Here is a 16,205-nt window from a genome sequence, read left to right as displayed (position 1 = left end):
CTTGTTATTGTGATTGTGAGGGGTTCTCGAAGAGAAGTTCCCCGAAAGTAGTAGAGATTAGTGTAGTGGAGCTGTATGAGATAAATATTGATGTAATTAGGTTTTTTCTTTGGTAATGCACTTAAGAGCATAAAAATTATAGGTTATGTGATTACTATCACGGCGAGAATATTTGTAACCTCTAACTGAAATTATTGAGTGTTAATGGAGTGTTGCTTGTTGTTGTCGAGGTTGATAACAGGTTTTGTGGTGAGTGTTGATTTTGCTTTGTAGTACGAAAAATTTTGGCTTCATGTTGCTTTGTCGCACAGTAATAACCGGTCTTTAAAAGCGAATGAAATCGTTTCTCGCCCCAAAGTAAAAACATGTAGAATGTGGGCTTTAGCTGCTAGCCCTAAGCTTTGAGAGACTTGTTATGCAAACCAATTGGCAACCGACTGCTTCCATTGAACAACTTCGTCAACGTGCGGCGTTAATCGCCACTATTCGCCAATTTTTTGCCGAGAGACAAGTGATGGAAGTGGATACGCCTGCCATGAGCCACGCGACGGTGACGGATATTCATTTGCATACCTTTCAAACCGAGTTTGTTGGCCCTGGCTACGCTGACGGCAGTAAGCTGTTCTTTATGACCAGTCCCGAATTCCATATGAAACGTTTATTGGCGGCGGGTAGTGGCTGCATCTACCAGATCAATAAAGCGTTTCGTAACGAAGAGAATGGCCGTTACCACAATCCAGAATTCACCATGCTGGAATGGTATCGAGTTGGTTTTGACCATCATCAGTTAATGGATGAGATGGATGAGTTGCTACAGCGAGTGCTGAAGTGTGGCTTGGCTCATCGTATGACGTATCAGCAGGCGTTTCTCGATGTTCTTGGCGTGTGTCCGCTTGAAGGCTCAATGTCAGAGCTTAAAGTCGTCGCCGGAAAGCTGGGGCTGAGTGATATCGCTGATCCGGAAGATGACCGCGATACTTTACTGCAACTCCTGTTTAGTATTGGTGTCGAAAGTAAGATTGGTCAGGATGCGCCTGCGTTTGTTTATGACTTTCCTGCATCGCAAGCGGCATTAGCAAAAATAAACCCTCAAGACAGCCGTGTCGCTGATCGCTTTGAAGTGTATTTTAAAGGGATAGAGCTCGCTAATGGTTTCCATGAGTTAGACAATCCTAAAGAACAACTTACGCGTTTTGAACAAGACAATGCGAAACGCTTAGAGATGGGTTTGAAGCCTCAGCCTATTGACTATCATCTGATTGCGGCACTAGAGGCTGGGTTGCCGGACTGTGCTGGCGTAGCGTTAGGCGTTGATCGACTCATCATGTTGGCATTAGGCTGTGATCATATTGATCAGGTAACAGCATTCCCGTTCCCTATTGCATAAGGATATCCGATGAACCGAACGGTTGGACGTTTGATTATTTGCGGTTGCGCTGTTGTGATTGCGTATTTATCGCTCAGCTCAGGAGAGCTACAAAAGTGGGGGTCTTTTACTTACCTCGATAAGCTACAACATTTAATGGCATACACGAGTTTTGCTTTTGTTGCTTGTTGCTGTGTTCGTCATTGGCGAAAACGCTGGATAGTGGCAATTAGTATCCTGTTGTTCAGCGCGGTGATTGAATGGCTACAAGGTTATGTCGGTAGAGAAACCTCTTGGTTAGACCTTGTCGCTAATGGCACGGGGATTCTGACTGGTCTGCTAAGTTATCGTATTTGGAGCCTCTATCGACCTAGGTTGGTGAAGTCGCTATACTCGATTCGTTAAAGAAAAGGGAATACGATAATAATGAAAACGCGCGACAAAATAGTCTACGCGGCACTGGAGTTGTTTAACCAACATGGTGAGCGAAATATCACCACTAATCACATTGCCGATCACATCGAAATCAGTCCAGGTAATCTTTATTACCACTTTCGCAATAAGCAAGAAATCGTCCGCGAAATCTTTGCGCTTTATTCAGCAGAACTTTTAGAAAGATTTACCCCCCTTAAAGGCTCTCAAGAGAGTCTGACTATGCTGAAGAGTTACCTAGATTCGACCTTTACGCTGATGTGGAAGTACCGTTTTTTCTACGCCAATTTACCAGAGATTTTGTCGCGTGATGAGCAACTTCACGAGCAATACATCGAGGTTCAGGACAAACTGCAAGCCAATTTGATTGCGATCATGCAGGAATTCGTTGCCCTCAAATTGCTGAACGTTGATCAGCAGCAATTAACATCTTTGGTATGCACGCTGCATCTCATCGCTTGTAGTTGGTTGTCTTACCAATCTGCGATGCTACCTAAATCCAACATTACCGAGCAAATGGTGCGACAAGGCATGCTTCAGATGATCAATGTTGTAAAACCACTCGCAACGGAGCAAGGGTTGGAGCAGCTGTTACTGTTGGAAGATGGCGTAAGTGCTATGCAGGGCTAATGGCGTATTATTTTAAGCTTAATTTCATTTTCGAATCGTAACTTGAGTTGACTTGTGGCACGCGCAGCGCACAATAGTTACAAAACTCAATTTATACCTGAGCAAAGTTATCTCGATAAAGGAATTATCTTTCAATGAATTATGACATATTTAATGGTGATGCAGACGGCATTATCGCTCTGCTGCAACTGCGCTTAGCTGATCCTCTGGAAGCCAAATTGGTAACGGGTGTAAAACGCGATATCAAGCTGGTGGAAACCGTGGATGTACAAGCGGGCGACGAGCTGACGGTATTAGACGTTTCGATGGAAAAGAACATGGCAGGTCTGGAGCATGCTTTAGCTCAGGGCGCTCATGTTTTTTACGCCGATCACCATAAAGCGGGTGACATTCCACAGCATGGCAACTTAGATGCGCACATCGATCTCGATGCGAATATGTGTACGGCTTTGATTGTCGATAAACTGTTGCAGGGACGTTTTCATTCCTGGGCTATAACGGCAGCGTATGGTGATAACCTGATTGCTAAAGCTGATGAACTGGCTGACCTGGCTGGTTTTTCGGCGGAACAGAAAGCGCAACTGAAAGAGCTGGGTACGTTGATCAATTACAACGGCTATGGTTCGAAGGTTGACGATCTACATTTTCATCCGGCGGATTTATATCAAGCATTGATTAAATATACTTCGCCATTTGATGTCATTGCAGATGCATCTTCTCCATTCTACTTGCTGCAATCGGCCTATCAGCAAGATATGGATGCCGCCCAAGCGATTCCTGCCACCCATGAAAGCAATAAACTGAAACTGTTTGAGCTGCCTGACAATGCGGCTTCACGCCGTATCAGCGGAGTTTATGGCAACTGGTTGGCGAACCAAAATCCAGATTCAGCTCATGCTGTTTTAACCGAAAACGTAGATGGTACTTATACGGTATCACTGCGCGCTCCATTGAATAACAAGCAGGGTGCAGTAGCGGTTTGTGGACAGTTCCCGACAGGCGGTGGTCGAGAGGCTGCGGCGGGAATCAATGCGTTAAGCAAAGACGATGTGAGCGCATTTATTGACGCGGTTGAAACGTATTACGCGTAACGATTTAGAGTCATTCATTTGTGTAAAAAGGAGCCATCGGCTCCTTTTTCTTTTTAGGCTATTTTTACTTACAGGCGCTTTAACCAGGATTTCGGGTTTTGTGCTTCGCTGTTACGACGAATCTCAAAGTAAAGGGATGCTCTGTCTTGGCCTCCTGTATCACCAGCAAGAGCAATAACCTCACCAGCCGTCACTCTATCGCCTTCTTTCTTCGTTAGTGCCTGATTGTATCCGTAAAGGGTCATGTCTCCTTTACCGTGGTCGAGGAGTACCACTAATCCATAACCACGTAAGTACTCAGCGAATACCACAGTGCCGGGATAAACCGCTTTGACTTGCTGGCCATAGTTGGCGGATAACACCATGCCTTTCCAGTTAACCTGACCAGTCTGACGAGTGCCGAAGTTATGCAGCACACTACCTGTTATTGGCCAAGGCAGCTTACCGCGCTGCTTGCCTAAACCATCCATTGGCACCGCATTGCGCTTAGCGGCTTTAGCTATTTCGGCTTTAAGGCGAGTTTCATTACGCTGCAACTCTGCCAGATAGCGTTTGTCGTTGGTAATGCTGCCCTGAATTTTGCTCAGTGTTTGTTTACGTTTCGACTGCGTACTTGCCAGCGCGGTACGCTTTTCGGATTGCTGTTTTAGCAGGGTTTCAATTTGCTCTTTTTCCAGCTCAAGTTGGTTCTTGTTATGTTCCAGCTTCTGAGTGGTTTGGGTAATGGCATCAATGATTTCGGAGCGCGCTTTTGCCAAGTGTTGAAAGTACTGGCTGATACGATCTTCTTCGACGCCCTGATTGAGCAAGTGCCCATTGGCTTTAGCACGTTCAGTCACGTAATAGGTTTGCAGAAGCTGTTTCAGCTCTTCTTCCTGCGCCTGACGCTGACCCTCTTGTAAGGCGATCTTTTCTTCTAAGTTATTGATGTTTTTATCGGCTTGAGTGAGCTCTGCTTTGGTCTGTTTGATCTCTCTTTCTAGAACTGAGATCCCAAGTTCTTGGTCTTTAAGAGATTTTTGCAGTTCATTCAGTTGCTTTTCTTGAGAGGTGAGGGCTTTCTTCTGGCGATTGATTTCGCTGGAGACCCCTTTCAACTCTTGCTGACTCACAGCGGAAGAGGTGATAGGGAACGTGGCAGATAAAGCACAAGTTAATAAAATAGCCGAGCGGAGCACAGGATGATTTTGTTTTCGCACTTGAGAGTTACCTACCACATTGTTGTTATATAAAAATTAGAGAACGATTAAATACCATCTCCATGGATAAAGCTTTGAGATTTGCCATTGAAGCCCTGGTCCATATCGAGTGATGGCTTATCTGTTTTTGGTCGGCCCACGATTTTTGCTGGTACCCCTGCCACGGTCGTGTGAGGGGGAACCGGTTGTAGAACCACGGAGCAAGAGCCAATTTTGGCACCTTCACCTACTTCGATGTTACCGAGAATTTTTGCACCGGCACCAATCATCACGCCTTCACGGATTTTCGGGTGACGATCACCGCACTCTTTACCCGTACCACCTAAGGTCACGTCCTGCAGGATAGATACATCATCTTCCACAACGGCGGTTTCACCAATCACGATACCTGTCGCGTGGTCGAGCATGATCCCACAGCCAATTCGCGCCGCAGGGTGAATATCCACCTGACACGCAACCGAAATTTGGTTTTGCAGATAGGTCGCTAATGCATGACGACCTTGTGACCACAACCAGTTTGCGACACGATATCCTTGCAGCGCGTGGTAGCCTTTTAAATACAGCAGGGGCATTGAGTACATAGAAACCGCAGGGTCACGATTCACTGTGGCACAAATGTCGCAGGCCGCACAGTCGGTAATGTTTGGATCGGCGATAAACGCCTCTTCAATTACCTCCCTCACTGCCATAGCTGGCATCGAGGCTGTGTCTAATTTGTTGGCCAAAATGTAACTCAGGGCAGCGCCGAGACTTTCATGCTTGATGATCGTCGCGTGGTAAAAGCTGGCCAGCATTGGCTCCTGCTCTGACATTTCGCGGGCTTCTGCAACAATTTTGTTCCAGACTTTTTGTTTTTCGCAGTGTTTCATTCTCAATATCCTGAGTAGTTCTTCTTCCGTGACCCGACAACTTATATTCTTCTCAGATGAGGCGTTAGGGTGCTATTTACCTTCAGACTTTTTGTCACGAGCAAGTAAATCTTGTGCTGCCAGGCGCGCGTCTTTTCCTTGATACAATACTTGATAAATTTGGTCAACAATTGGCATTTCAACACCCATACGTTGGGAGAGCATCCATACCTCTTTAGTGTTGCGGTAACCTTCCACAACCTGACCAATTTCTTCCTGCGCGGTATCGACGTCTTTACCTTGACCTAATGCCAAACCAAAACGACGGTTACGGGATTGGTTATCGGTACAGGTGAGCACAAGATCACCCAACCCAGCCATACCCATAAAGGTTTCTGGTTTCGCGCCAAGAGCGGCACCTAAACGGCTCATTTCGGCCAAGCCTCGTGTGATCAGTGCAGTTCGTGCGTTAGCACCAAATCCGATACCATCTGACATACCAGCGCCGATAGCAATGACATTTTTCACGGCGCCACCAAGCTGCATGCCAATAAAGTCACTGTTGGCGTACACGCGGAATGTTTTGCTGCAGTGGATCTTTTCTTGCAGATCAGCAACAAATTCAGCATCTGGTGAGGCAACTGAAATTGCCGTTGGCAGCCCCATGGCCAGTTCTTTGGCGAAAGTTGGGCCAGACAATACCGCCAGCGAGTAGTTTTCCCCGATGATATCAAAGGCGACATCTTTTAACAGACGACCAGTTTCTGGCTCTAGGCCTTTGGTTGCCCAGCAGATGCGCGTATCTTCACGTAGGAAAGGCTTACAGCTTTTCAGAACGATACCAAATACATGGCTCGGAACGACAACCAACAAGTCACGACTTGCTTGCACCGCTTTTTCCAGATCCGATTCGATAATCAGGCTTTCTGGAAAATCGATACCAGGTAAGAATTCGTGGTTAGCACGATCTGCTTCAAGGCGAGCCATGTGCTCTGGGTTATGACCCCAAAGGATCACGTTTGCACCGTTACGGGCAAGAGAAATAGCCAGTGAGGTACCATATGAGCCTGCGCCAATCACAGTCATTGCGATGTCTTTACCGTAAGCATTGTTGGTATTTGCTTGTGTCATGCTACCGCCTAATCGTTGTTCTACTAGTAGAATCTAGTTCATTATTGCCAGATTTTACGCTGTCTAGGGGCTAGGAACTAGGGTTTGTCTTGCAACTTATTCAGAAATAAAAAATGCACATCGCATCGCTCGGTGGACGCTTTGTGCATTTTCTTAGGTATGTGACACTTTCGGCTGTCTTCAAACCGACGTGTCACTTACAAATGTGAATTACGCTTCAGCTTCGCCTTCACCTTGTTGAGCTTGCTGTTGTAGGTAGTTCATGAACAGAGCGTCAAAGTTTACTGGTGCTAGGTTCAGTTGAGGGAACGTACCTTTAACCACTAGGCTTGAGATAGTTTCGCGAGCGTATGGGAATAGGATGTTAGGGCAGAATGCACCTAGGCAATGCGCTAGTTGACCAGCTTCCATTTTTTCAGCTGTGAAGATACCACCTTGTTGAACTTCACATAGGAACGCTGTTTCTTCTTCGTTCTTAACAGTAACTGTCAGACGTAGAACGACTTCGTAAACGCCTTCACCAAGCTCACGGCTTTGAGTGTCTAGGTCTAGTTTAACGTCTGGGTTCCACTCTTTTTGAAATACTACTGGAGAGTTAGGCGCTTCGAAAGAAACGTCTTTCAGGAAGATGCGTTGAATTGCGAAGTTTTGTTGTGCGTCTTGTGGTGTAGCTTCTGCCATTTTTAAATCCTTAATAAACATTTGTTGGGTTTAGAACGCCTAAACCCAGAAATCTGGTTTGTCCTGAGACTAACTGAGCAAGTTTACCGTGACTAGATGAAGCGTGTATTACGTGCAAAGCGTCACAACTTAGGGCTTCAACTGCTTTTTATTTGCTCAGTTTGTTATCCACTAGGCTCCCAATCACGATGAAGGCGACCTTTGTACTACTTTTTACCGCGTACTAAAGGAAGGTTCGCTTCGTTCCATGCGATCAAACCATTCTTAAGTAGACTTACGTTTGTAAAGCCTGCTTTTGCTAGTAGGTTTGCGCTCTCCTGAGCGGTTTGGCCTGTCTTGCATACTAGGATGATTGGGTCGGATTTATGGTTTTCAAGGCTACCAAAGCTACCTGATTTGATATCTGACGGTAAAATGTGAAGTGAGTCAGTGATATGGCCTTTTTTGTACTCATCTTGTGTACGAATATCCACCACAACACCGTTTTCACGGTTAATAAGGTGAGTCAGTTGGTTTACGTTGATTTCTTTGTACGCCGCTGTCGCTGACTTAACGATATTCAGGATAAATGCGATAAGAAGACCTACCCAAACCAAAGATAGAATCATGTTTTGTTGGAAAAATTCAATGTACTCTTGCATGTCTTGAGCTCTTGCACTGTTGGCGGAAAATTAAAGCAGGAGTATAGCGAGGTTAGGCCTCTTAGGCGAGAGGGTTAAAATTTTCTAACGAATAATTGAGATCTCTACAAATTCATCACGCCAGAATTACCCTGCCACTGGCCGCGGCTTTATTCATCAAGATTTCCTATTGTAGCTATTGGTCTAAGTGACTTCTGTTTTTCAGGAAAAGGAGAACAATAAGCGATAGGTTTTGTCTTTCAAGCAACAACACAGGTCTAAAACGCGACTTGCTTAGAAAGATCTACCGCCAAAATCGGACGTAAAAATCGAATATAGACCGGGTGTACAAAGCTTGTGGGGAGTGACTATGCTTGTTGGACAGGTTTGCTGACAGAGACTCGTTGTTTCCTAAACTTGTAAGATAGCAACGATAAATCGCAAACAATATTTGATCTTACCCTACAGTTTTGGTTAAAAAGTGTAGTAAAATTACGCTAGTTTTGTTTCAGGGTTAGATGGGGCAGAGAAGCCCTACGCCAAAAAGTTACTAAATTTGATGAGGTCATCACTATGTCAGCTAAGAAGCCATTGGCTCTAGTTATCCTTGACGGTTACGGTTACCGTGAAGACACAGCAAGTAACGCAATTGCGAATGCGAAAACGCCAGTAATGGATGCACTGATTGCGAACAACCCAAATACTCTAATCTCTGCTTCAGGTATGGATGTTGGCCTTCCTGATGGTCAAATGGGTAACTCAGAAGTTGGTCACACTAACATTGGCGCAGGTCGCGTTGTATACCAAGACCTAACTCGTATTACTAAATCTATCGCTGACGGCGAATTCGCTGAAACACCAGCGTTGGTTGAAGCTATCGATGCAGCTGTAAAAGCTGAGAAAGCAGTACACATCATGGGTCTGATGTCTCCAGGTGGCGTACACTCTCACGAAGATCACATCTACGCAGCGGTCGAAATGGCTGCAGCTCGTGGCGCAGAAAAAATCTACCTACACTGCTTCCTGGACGGCCGTGACACGCCACCTCGCAGTGCAGAAAACTCGCTACAACGTTTCCAAGATCTATTCGCGAAACTAGGTAAAGGCCGCGTTGCTTCTCTAGTGGGCCGTTACTACGCAATGGACCGTGACAACAACTGGGAACGTGTTCAGGTAGCTTACGATCTTCTAACTCAAGCGAAAGCAGAATTCACAGCTGAAACTGCAGTAGCTGGCTTGGAAGCGGCTTACGCTCGTGAAGAAAACGATGAGTTCGTGAAAGCGACAGCAATCAAAGCGGAAGGCGAAGAAGATGCAATCATGCAAGATGGCGATGCTGTTATCTTCATGAACTACCGTGCTGACCGCGCACGTCAAATCACACGTGCATTCGTACCTGAATTTGATGGTTTTGAGCGCGAAGCATTCCCATCACTTCACTTCGTGATGCTGACTCAATACGCAGCGGATATCCCACTAGCAATCGCATTCCCACCTGCGTCTCTAGAGAACACGTACGGTGAGTGGTTGTCTAAGCAAGGTCAAACTCAGCTACGTATCTCTGAAACAGAGAAATACGCGCACGTTACTTTCTTCTTCAACGGCGGTGTTGAAAGCGAGTTTGACGGTGAAGAGCGTCAACTTGTTGCTTCTCCAAAAGTTGCAACTTACGACCTTCAACCAGAAATGAGCTCTCCAGAGCTAACTGAGAAGCTGGTAGCGGCTATTAAATCTGGTAAGTACGACACTATCATCTGTAACTACCCGAACGCAGACATGGTTGGTCACACTGGTGTTTACGAAGCGGCTGAAAAAGCGATCGAAGCGCTAGACGAAAGCGTGGGCAAAGTGGTTGAAGCTATCAAAGAAGCGGGCGGCCAGCTACTTATCACTGCTGACCACGGTAACGCAGAAATGATGGTTGACCCAGAAACTGGCGGTACTCACACTGCACACACCAACCTACCAGTACCTCTAATCTACGTAGGTGACAAAGCGGTTGAGTTTAAAGAAGGCGGTAAACTGTCTGATCTAGCGCCAACCATGCTTTCTCTGGCTGGTCTGGAAATCCCTGCAGAAATGTCTGGTGATATTCTGGTTAAGTAATTAACTGAAATGCAGAATGATAAAAGCCCGAGTTGATCTCGGGCTTTTTTGTTTCTGATGCTCTATGAATTCTAGTGGACCAAAATCCCTGCTCCAATCACTGCGAGAGCGGCGCCTAGCCAGGCAAATCTGTTTGGTCTGCGCTTGGTATAAATCCAGAGCAGTGGGAGCAGCATGATTGGTGTGGTGGAAGACAATAGAGCGACCATGCCTACATTACCCTCGCGAAGCGCGTAAAGAATCAGTGTCATACCAACCGCCATGGCGAGAAAACCGTTCAGAGCGGTAATGCCAAAAACACGCCACGTAATATGTTGTGTTGGTCTGGCGACTTTTACTCCGATGACCAGTAACAAGCAGTGAGCAATAAAAGCACTGATCATACGAATCGCCGATGCTGCTACAGGGTCAACGCTCGTTTGCATTACTGGCTTGGCAATGATGCCACCAAGCGCCTGACACATTGCAGCAGTGAGCCCTAATCCTATCCCTAGCCAGATATTGCCTTTGACCTCTTCTAAAACGTTATTCGTTTGCCCGCGTCGGCCAAAGAAAATAGCCATTACGACACCACTAAATACCAGCGCTGAGCCGAGCAATTCCGTATTGGTCATGCTTTCACTAAACAGGAAATAGCCAAGGATGGTTGAGAATACGGCGTGACAGGAGAACAGCAAACCCGCTTGCCTTGGCCCCATACGGTTCATACAGGCAAACAGGGCGGTATCACCAATGAAAATACCAATTAAGCCAGATGCCATCATTGGTGTGACGTGTTCCATCGACACACTTAACCAGCCGCCAGTAATCCACGCCATGGTTGTAAGGATGACTGCCGTGCATCCCATACGCCAACGGCTATAAGCGAAAGCGCCCAAATGCTGTGCCGGAATGACGGAAATTAAGCTAGAGATCGCCCACAAAAAAGCAGCACAAAGTGCCAGCCATTCATAACCCATGATTGAGTAAAGTCCTGTTGGTTCGGGAGGGAGCATTAATATGCATTAAATTGTATCGATGTAAAAGAACAAGTTAGCGGCAAAGAAAAAGCAGCGTGAGAAGCTGCTTTTTCTCCAAAACCAAGATTGGCTTTCCGATTGTATCTGATGGTCAGGTTTGAGAGCTAAAAGAGAATAAGCACGGCGCCATAAACGATAAACAAGCCGACCAGTCCAAGGATAAGACCGACTTTCGCCATGTCTTTACTTTCTATCAAGCCTGTCGAGTAAGCCAGAGAGTTTGGCGGTGTCGAGACAGGTAAAATCATACCGAGTGATGCGGAGAAGGCGACCACGACCAACAGCCCCTGAAGCCCACCGATAGAAGCGAGACTCGGCATGGACGCACCAATAGCGGCAGCAATTGGCATCAATAAGTTCGCTGTCGCGGTGTTCGACATAAAGTTTGCCATTAGCCAGCAGACAATCGAGAGAGCAATTACAACCGCAAACGGAGAGAGTGACTCGTAGTCTATTGCGTGAGCTAGGGCTTCTGCTAAGCCCGTTTTATCCAGTGCAATGCCAATCGCAATACCACCGGCTACCAGCCAAAGCACGTCCCAGTTAATCAATTTCAGCTCTTCTTTGCCCATGATGCCCGTCAAGGTGAAGATTGCCAGCGGGATAATGGCGACGACATAAGTGTTCATACCGTGGGCTTTGGTTGTCATCCACAGCAGAATGGTCATTGCAAACGTTACGTAGACCACATAAGCACGCCAACTTCTTTTAAACGTGCCATTTAGTTTGAGTTTCATTTCCGCTTCGCTAGAGGGGAAAAGCTTTTGCAGTAAAAACCAGGCAATGGTGAGTTGTATTAATACAAACGGCAGACCCATCATCATCCAGCTCAGAAAGTCTATCGTGTTTTCACCGGTTAGATACTGCAGAGCAATCGCATTGGGAGGCGTACCAATCGGTGTTGCGATACCACCTGTGTTTGCCGCGATAGGGATACATAACACCAGTGCTTTAATGCCTAGATCGCCCTTAGGGGCAGAAGCCACAATTGGGCCTAATAGAGCCAGCATCATCACCGTTGTCGCGGTATTGGACATAAACATCGAGAATACGGCGGTGATTAGCATCAGGCCAAGCATGATGAATTTAGGCTGTGTACCAAATGGTTTAAGCAGAACACGTGCAAGGTTGTTGTCGAGATCGTATTTTGAGGCAGCAATTGCAAGGGCAAAACCACCCATGAAGAGAATGATGATCGGCGATGAGAATGCAGAAAAAATATCGGTGTAGGCGATCAGGTCACCGAGATCGTGCCCTGCTGGTGGAGCACGAAAGAGATGCAATCCTTTATCCGAGATCATGATCAGCTCAAGAGCGATGATCAGAATTGAGGTAGCGAAAACCGGAACGGGTTCTAGTACCCAAAGTAGGGCGGCAAGAAGAAAAATAGCCAGTAGACGATGTTGAATTAAAGTCAGGTCATCAATAGGAATAGCATCGATCGGCATCATTAGGACGCCAAGCGGAATCAAAAAACACACCAGCAATTTGACCAGCGTACTCGCACTCATCTTTGGCATTGGTAGCCCCTTTAAATAGTCACTCCATTGCACAGAATAATTGATTGCGCTTTTAAGTACTTAGAGGCAGGTATGAGTTTGAAAATGTTAGGCTAAATTTCGAACAGAGTTTTGTTTTTTATCAATAAAAAAGCCTCCGCATTTGGAGGCTTTGAAATCAGCTTTTTTACAGGAAAACTTACTGCTTATGAGCGTAAGGCGTCCCCATTACCGTTGTCTTACCATTTTCCATGCTTTCATCGAATGTGATGGCATCTTTTGCGAACAGGTTGATAACGGTTGAACCTAGCTTAAAGCGACCCATCTCTTCGCCTTTTTTCAGGATAACTGCTTTGTTACCTTCTGCTGGGTAGTCCCATTTGTAAACGGTATTACCGCGAGGAGGCGTAATCGTACCAGCCCAAACTTGTTCGATGCTACCTACGATGGTTGCGCCAACCAGAACCTGAGCCATTGGGCCAAACTCGGTATCAAAAATACAAACGACGCGCTCATTACGCGCAAATAGGTTTGGCACATTTTCCGCAGTCAGTGGGTTTACTGAGAACAGATCGCCCGGTACGTAAATCATTTGACGCAGCGTTCCGTCACACGGCATGTGCACACGGTGGTAGTCACGAGGTGACAGGTATAGCGTTGCAAATGAGCCGTCCTGGAACTCTTCTGCTAGCTTTGCATCACCGCCAAGCAGTTCTTGTGCCGAGAAGTTGTGGCCTTTTGCCTGAATCAACTGACCGTCTTCGATCGGGCCAAATTGACTCACACAAGCGTCTGCAGGGTGAGTGATCACTGCTTCGCCTTCAGCAATCGGACGTGCGCCTTCTTTAAGTTCACGAACAAAAAACTCGTTGAACGTTTTAAAGTGCTTAGGGTCAGAGTGCTTCGCCTCGTCCATGTTCACATTGTACTGTTTGATAAACCAGCGAATAACTGCTGTGGTCAGACTGCCAGCTTCTGATGAAGCTAGTTTACCCATCAGGCGAGTTAAGCCATGTTGTGGGATCCAGTACTGCAGTCCAACTTTAATCTTGTCCATCTTTAATTCCGATACTTCTGTTAGATACGCACGTTAGGGCGCGTGATGTTACTGAAATTTAATTGGCTTGTCAGTATTCGGTGAAGAATTATTACACAGTTGCGGCGACAATTCGGTTACAGATCCGCTTTCTTACTGCGAGAATATTGACGGTTTGCTTTATTCTCGCCCATGCTTTCGAGAATACGATGGTAGTTCTCAAACCGAACTTCGCTTACTTCACCTTTCTCCACGGCTTCACGCAGAATACAGCCAGGATCATCATTGTGTTTACAGTCTCGGAATTTGCAGCCACCAAGATATGGACGGAACTCGACGAACGCTTTAGTAACTTCTTCTGCTTCTAAGTGCCACAGACCAAACTCACGAACCCCCGGGGAGTCAATCAAATCGCCACCTGTTGGGATGTGGTAAAGACGTGCGGCCGTTGTCGTATGTTGACCTAATCCTGAGTTTTCAGAAATTTCGCCTTCTTCCACTTCTTGCTCGAGTTCTGGCATCAGGGCGTTTACCAGGCTGGATTTGCCCACACCTGACTGGCCGACGAAGATGTTAATACGATCGCGTAACTGAGCTTCCAGTTCCTTAATGCCTTCTCCAGATTTCTTGCTGACAAACAGTACCTTATAGCCAATGCGCTCATATTCTTTTAGCCATTCTTCATACGTCGCACGATCGTCATCTTCAAGCAGATCGACTTTGTTCAGAACGAGTAAAGGCGCAATGCTGAGTGTCTCTGCAGCAACTAAGTAACGGTCGATGATATTGAGCGAAAGCTCTGGCAAAACAGAAGAGACAATCACCATTTGGTTGATGTTCGCTGCGACGGGTTTTAGGCCATCGTAGTAGTCCGGTCGAGTCAGCATTGAAGTACGAGGTTCAACCGCTTCCACCACACCAGATATTCCAGCCATCGACTCGAGACCTTCGCGCCACAGTACTCGGTCTCCAGAAACCAGAGATTCAACACCGCGACGAAGGTTACAGCGTTGGACCTGACCCGTTTCTAAATCTTCAATATCAGCATGTTGGCCAAAACGGGTGATCACTAAGCCCTGTTTACTCGCGCCTAGCATGTTCTCATCCCATTGGATGGACTCTTCTTGTTTCTTCAAACGTTTCTGTTGGTTGTTACGAACGCGTCGTACCTGACCTTTGGTTAACTTTTTCTTTTTAGCCACAATTTTGTACTTAATATGAGTTAACTCAAGCTATTGAGCTCGCTCTCGGCTCAAGTTAGTGAGTATCGTGTTTCAAGTATTTTGAGGTATAGTACCTTTTTTATCGATAAACAAATAGGCGGCGTAACCATGTCCTTTAGCGATCAAAACCTGATATGGGTTGATTTAGAGATGACGGGGCTCGATCCTGAAACACACAAAATCATAGAAATTGCTTCTATTGTCACCGATAGCGAATTAAATATTCTGGCAGAAGGGCCGGTACTTGCAGTTCATCAGCCGGAAGAAGAATTGGCTAAGATGGATGACTGGTGCACCAATACCCATACCGCAAGTGGCTTGGTTGAGCGTGTTCGCAACAGCAAAGTGACTGAACAAGATGCGGTTGCTCAAACTATTGCTTTCCTAGAGCAGTGGGTGCCTAAAGGCGCTTCTCCAATTTGTGGTAACAGCATTGGCCAGGATCGTCGCTTCTTGTACAAGCACATGCCAGAGCTGGAAGAATATTTTCACTACCGTTATTTGGATGTCAGCACGCTGAAAGAGCTTACTCGTCGATGGAAACCAGAAGTGCTGGATGGTTTTTCTAAACAAGGTACACATTTGGCTTTAGATGACATTCGTGAGTCTATTGCTGAACTGAAGTACTATCGCGAGACAATCTTTAAGATTTAATTGTTAAGGCTGCGATCTAAATAGTTGTCATTCATGGTTGTTTTGCTTGCTTTTTCATCATTCAGTAAAAATTTAAAGTTTTTTTGAAGGAAGGACTTGCATCACAAAAAAATGCTCTTATAATTCGCAGCCCTGAACAACGGAAACGTTGTGAATGCGACACTAGCTCAGTTGGTAGAGCGCAACCTTGCCAAGGTTGAGGTCACGAGTTCGAACCTCGTGTGTCGCTCCAGTTTGATAAGCGCTCATCATGCTTTGAATGATGATTACGGACGCGGGGTGGAGCAGCTTGGTAGCTCGTCGGGCTCATAACCCGAAGGTCGTCGGTTCAAATCCGGCCCCCGCAACCAATTCTCTTATGAGAATATGCGACACTAGCTCAGTTGGTAGAGCGCAACCTTGCCAAGGTTGAGGTCACGAGTTCGAACCTCGTGTGTCGCTCCAATTTGATAGCTCTCATTGTGCTTAACAATGAAATACGGACGCGGGATGGAGCAGCCTGGTAGCTCGTCGGGCTCATAACCCGAAGGTCGTCGGTTCAAATCCGGCTCCCGCAACCAATTCTCTTCTGAGAATATGCGACACTAGCTCAGTTGGTAGAGCGCAACCTTGCCAAGGTTGAGGTCACGAGTTCGAACCTCGTGTGTCGCTCCAATTTGATAGCTCTCAT

15 protein-coding genes and 5 tRNA genes are annotated in these 16,205 nt (G+C 46.3%); 11 read left to right on the top strand and 9 right to left on the bottom strand.

What is annotated here, in order from left to right:
* Positions 1-415 precede the first annotated feature (415 nt).
* The 4 genes from epmA to DBX26_RS14175 all read left to right on the top strand — a co-directional run bounded on the left by epmA (position 416) and on the right by DBX26_RS14175 (position 3,519).
* Positions 416-1,387 (top strand): elongation factor P--(R)-beta-lysine ligase, encoded by a 972-nt coding sequence (gene epmA, locus DBX26_RS14190; RefSeq protein WP_118119538.1) that lies wholly within the window; start codon positions 416-418, stop codon positions 1,385-1,387.
* Positions 1,388-1,396: 9 nt separating this feature from the next.
* On the top strand, positions 1,397-1,771 hold the full coding sequence (locus DBX26_RS14185; RefSeq protein WP_014233225.1) for a VanZ family protein: 375 nt from the start codon (positions 1,397-1,399) through the stop codon (positions 1,769-1,771).
* Between the two features lie 21 nt (positions 1,772-1,792).
* On the top strand, positions 1,793-2,428 hold the full coding sequence (locus DBX26_RS14180) for a TetR/AcrR family transcriptional regulator (RefSeq protein WP_014233224.1): 636 nt from the start codon (positions 1,793-1,795) through the stop codon (positions 2,426-2,428).
* A gap of 134 nt (positions 2,429-2,562) precedes the next feature.
* A complete protein-coding gene (locus DBX26_RS14175; RefSeq protein ID WP_118119537.1) occupies positions 2,563-3,519 on the top strand; it encodes a DHH family phosphoesterase in 957 nt (318 codons plus the stop codon).
* 68 nt (positions 3,520-3,587) lie between these two features.
* On the opposite strand, the gene DBX26_RS14170 is transcribed toward DBX26_RS14175, so the two are convergent.
* The 5 genes from DBX26_RS14170 to DBX26_RS14150 form a co-directional block, all read right to left on the bottom strand.
* Positions 3,588-4,736: a murein hydrolase activator EnvC gene (locus DBX26_RS14170; protein WP_162889707.1), complete on the bottom strand. Its 1,149-nt coding sequence runs from the start codon at positions 4,734-4,736 to the stop codon at positions 3,588-3,590.
* A gap of 29 nt (positions 4,737-4,765) precedes the next feature.
* Positions 4,766-5,587 (bottom strand): serine O-acetyltransferase, encoded by an 822-nt coding sequence (gene cysE, locus DBX26_RS14165; protein ID WP_014233221.1) that lies wholly within the window; start codon positions 5,585-5,587, stop codon positions 4,766-4,768.
* Between the two features lie 72 nt (positions 5,588-5,659).
* Positions 5,660-6,697: an NAD(P)H-dependent glycerol-3-phosphate dehydrogenase gene (gpsA, locus tag DBX26_RS14160; protein ID WP_118119535.1), complete on the bottom strand. Its 1,038-nt coding sequence runs from the start codon at positions 6,695-6,697 to the stop codon at positions 5,660-5,662.
* Between the two features lie 210 nt (positions 6,698-6,907).
* Positions 6,908-7,378 carry a protein-export chaperone SecB gene (secB, locus tag DBX26_RS14155; protein WP_020336193.1) on the bottom strand — a complete coding sequence of 157 codons (471 nt, stop codon included), beginning with the start codon at positions 7,376-7,378 and terminating at the stop codon, positions 6,908-6,910.
* Between the two features lie 206 nt (positions 7,379-7,584).
* A complete protein-coding gene (locus tag DBX26_RS14150; RefSeq protein WP_014233218.1) occupies positions 7,585-8,019 on the bottom strand; it encodes a rhodanese-like domain-containing protein in 435 nt (144 codons plus the stop codon).
* Positions 8,020-8,571: 552 nt separating this feature from the next.
* Between DBX26_RS14150 and gpmM the strand changes: the two genes are divergently transcribed.
* Positions 8,572-10,104, top strand: coding sequence for a 2,3-bisphosphoglycerate-independent phosphoglycerate mutase (gpmM, locus tag DBX26_RS14145; protein WP_014233217.1), 1,533 nt, complete (start codon positions 8,572-8,574; stop codon positions 10,102-10,104).
* A gap of 71 nt (positions 10,105-10,175) precedes the next feature.
* Here gpmM and DBX26_RS14140 read toward each other — a convergent pair whose 3' ends face one another.
* The 4 genes from DBX26_RS14140 to rsgA all read right to left on the bottom strand — a co-directional run bounded on the left by DBX26_RS14140 (position 10,176) and on the right by rsgA (position 14,860).
* Positions 10,176-11,063 carry a DMT family transporter gene (locus DBX26_RS14140; RefSeq protein ID WP_020336192.1) on the bottom strand — a complete coding sequence of 296 codons (888 nt, stop codon included), beginning with the start codon at positions 11,061-11,063 and terminating at the stop codon, positions 10,176-10,178.
* 164 nt (positions 11,064-11,227) lie between these two features.
* Positions 11,228-12,643, bottom strand: a complete 1,416-nt coding sequence (locus DBX26_RS14135) for a DASS family sodium-coupled anion symporter (protein ID WP_065302964.1) — start codon at positions 12,641-12,643, stop codon at positions 11,228-11,230.
* A 178-nt stretch (positions 12,644-12,821) separates the two neighbouring features.
* Complete coding sequence (gene asd / locus DBX26_RS14130; RefSeq protein ID WP_020336190.1) at positions 12,822-13,679, bottom strand: archaetidylserine decarboxylase; 858 nt, start codon at positions 13,677-13,679, stop codon at positions 12,822-12,824.
* A gap of 116 nt (positions 13,680-13,795) precedes the next feature.
* A complete protein-coding gene (gene rsgA, locus DBX26_RS14125; RefSeq protein ID WP_065297471.1) occupies positions 13,796-14,860 on the bottom strand; it encodes a small ribosomal subunit biogenesis GTPase RsgA in 1,065 nt (354 codons plus the stop codon).
* A 129-nt stretch (positions 14,861-14,989) separates the two neighbouring features.
* On the opposite strand from rsgA, the gene orn reads away from it, so the two are divergent.
* The 6 genes from orn to DBX26_RS14095 all read left to right on the top strand — a co-directional run bounded on the left by orn (position 14,990) and on the right by DBX26_RS14095 (position 16,189).
* The gene (orn, locus tag DBX26_RS14120) at positions 14,990-15,535 is read left to right on the top strand and encodes an oligoribonuclease (RefSeq protein WP_020336188.1); all 546 of its coding nucleotides are present in this window, start codon (positions 14,990-14,992) and stop codon (positions 15,533-15,535) included.
* Positions 15,536-15,691: 156 nt separating this feature from the next.
* Positions 15,692-15,767, top strand: a tRNA-Gly gene (locus DBX26_RS14115).
* Between the two features lie 41 nt (positions 15,768-15,808).
* Positions 15,809-15,885, top strand: a tRNA-Met gene (locus tag DBX26_RS14110).
* An 18-nt stretch (positions 15,886-15,903) separates the two neighbouring features.
* Positions 15,904-15,979: transfer RNA gene (locus DBX26_RS14105), tRNA-Gly, on the top strand.
* A 39-nt stretch (positions 15,980-16,018) separates the two neighbouring features.
* Positions 16,019-16,095: transfer RNA gene (locus DBX26_RS14100), tRNA-Met, on the top strand.
* An 18-nt stretch (positions 16,096-16,113) separates the two neighbouring features.
* A tRNA-Gly gene (locus DBX26_RS14095) sits at positions 16,114-16,189 on the top strand.
* The last annotated feature ends 16 nt before the right edge of the window (positions 16,190-16,205 follow it).

Origin of the sequence: Vibrio sp. dhg (assembly GCF_003443775.1) — a bacterium.
GTDB lineage: Bacteria > Pseudomonadota > Gammaproteobacteria > Enterobacterales > Vibrionaceae > Vibrio > Vibrio natriegens.
The sequence above is the reverse complement of the archived record's forward strand: the minus strand, read 5'-3'. Positions and strand labels throughout refer to the sequence as shown.

What these genes read in the sequence shown, in the direction of transcription:
- epmA (WP_118119538.1), top strand. Translation starts at nt 416, where the DNA reads ATGCAAACCAATTGGCAACCGACTGCTTCCATTGAACAACTTCGTCAA.
- DBX26_RS14180 (WP_014233224.1), top strand. Translation starts at nt 1,793, where the DNA reads ATGAAAACGCGCGACAAAATAGTCTACGCGGCACTGGAGTTGTTTAAC.
- gpmM (WP_014233217.1), top strand. Translation starts at nt 8,572, where the DNA reads ATGTCAGCTAAGAAGCCATTGGCTCTAGTTATCCTTGACGGTTACGGT.
- asd (WP_020336190.1), bottom strand. Translation starts at nt 13,679, where the DNA reads ATGGACAAGATTAAAGTTGGACTGCAGTACTGGATCCCACAACATGGC.
- orn (WP_020336188.1), top strand. Translation starts at nt 14,990, where the DNA reads ATGTCCTTTAGCGATCAAAACCTGATATGGGTTGATTTAGAGATGACG.
- gpsA (WP_118119535.1), bottom strand. Translation starts at nt 6,697, where the DNA reads ATGACACAAGCAAATACCAACAATGCTTACGGTAAAGACATCGCAATG.
- cysE (WP_014233221.1), bottom strand. Translation starts at nt 5,587, where the DNA reads ATGAAACACTGCGAAAAACAAAAAGTCTGGAACAAAATTGTTGCAGAA.
- DBX26_RS14150 (WP_014233218.1), bottom strand. Translation starts at nt 8,019, where the DNA reads ATGCAAGAGTACATTGAATTTTTCCAACAAAACATGATTCTATCTTTG.
- DBX26_RS14175 (WP_118119537.1), top strand. Translation starts at nt 2,563, where the DNA reads ATGAATTATGACATATTTAATGGTGATGCAGACGGCATTATCGCTCTG.
- DBX26_RS14185 (WP_014233225.1), top strand. Translation starts at nt 1,397, where the DNA reads ATGAACCGAACGGTTGGACGTTTGATTATTTGCGGTTGCGCTGTTGTG.
- secB (WP_020336193.1), bottom strand. Translation starts at nt 7,378, where the DNA reads ATGGCAGAAGCTACACCACAAGACGCACAACAAAACTTCGCAATTCAA.
- DBX26_RS14140 (WP_020336192.1), bottom strand. Translation starts at nt 11,063, where the DNA reads ATGGGTTATGAATGGCTGGCACTTTGTGCTGCTTTTTTGTGGGCGATC.
- DBX26_RS14135 (WP_065302964.1), bottom strand. Translation starts at nt 12,643, where the DNA reads ATGCCAAAGATGAGTGCGAGTACGCTGGTCAAATTGCTGGTGTGTTTT.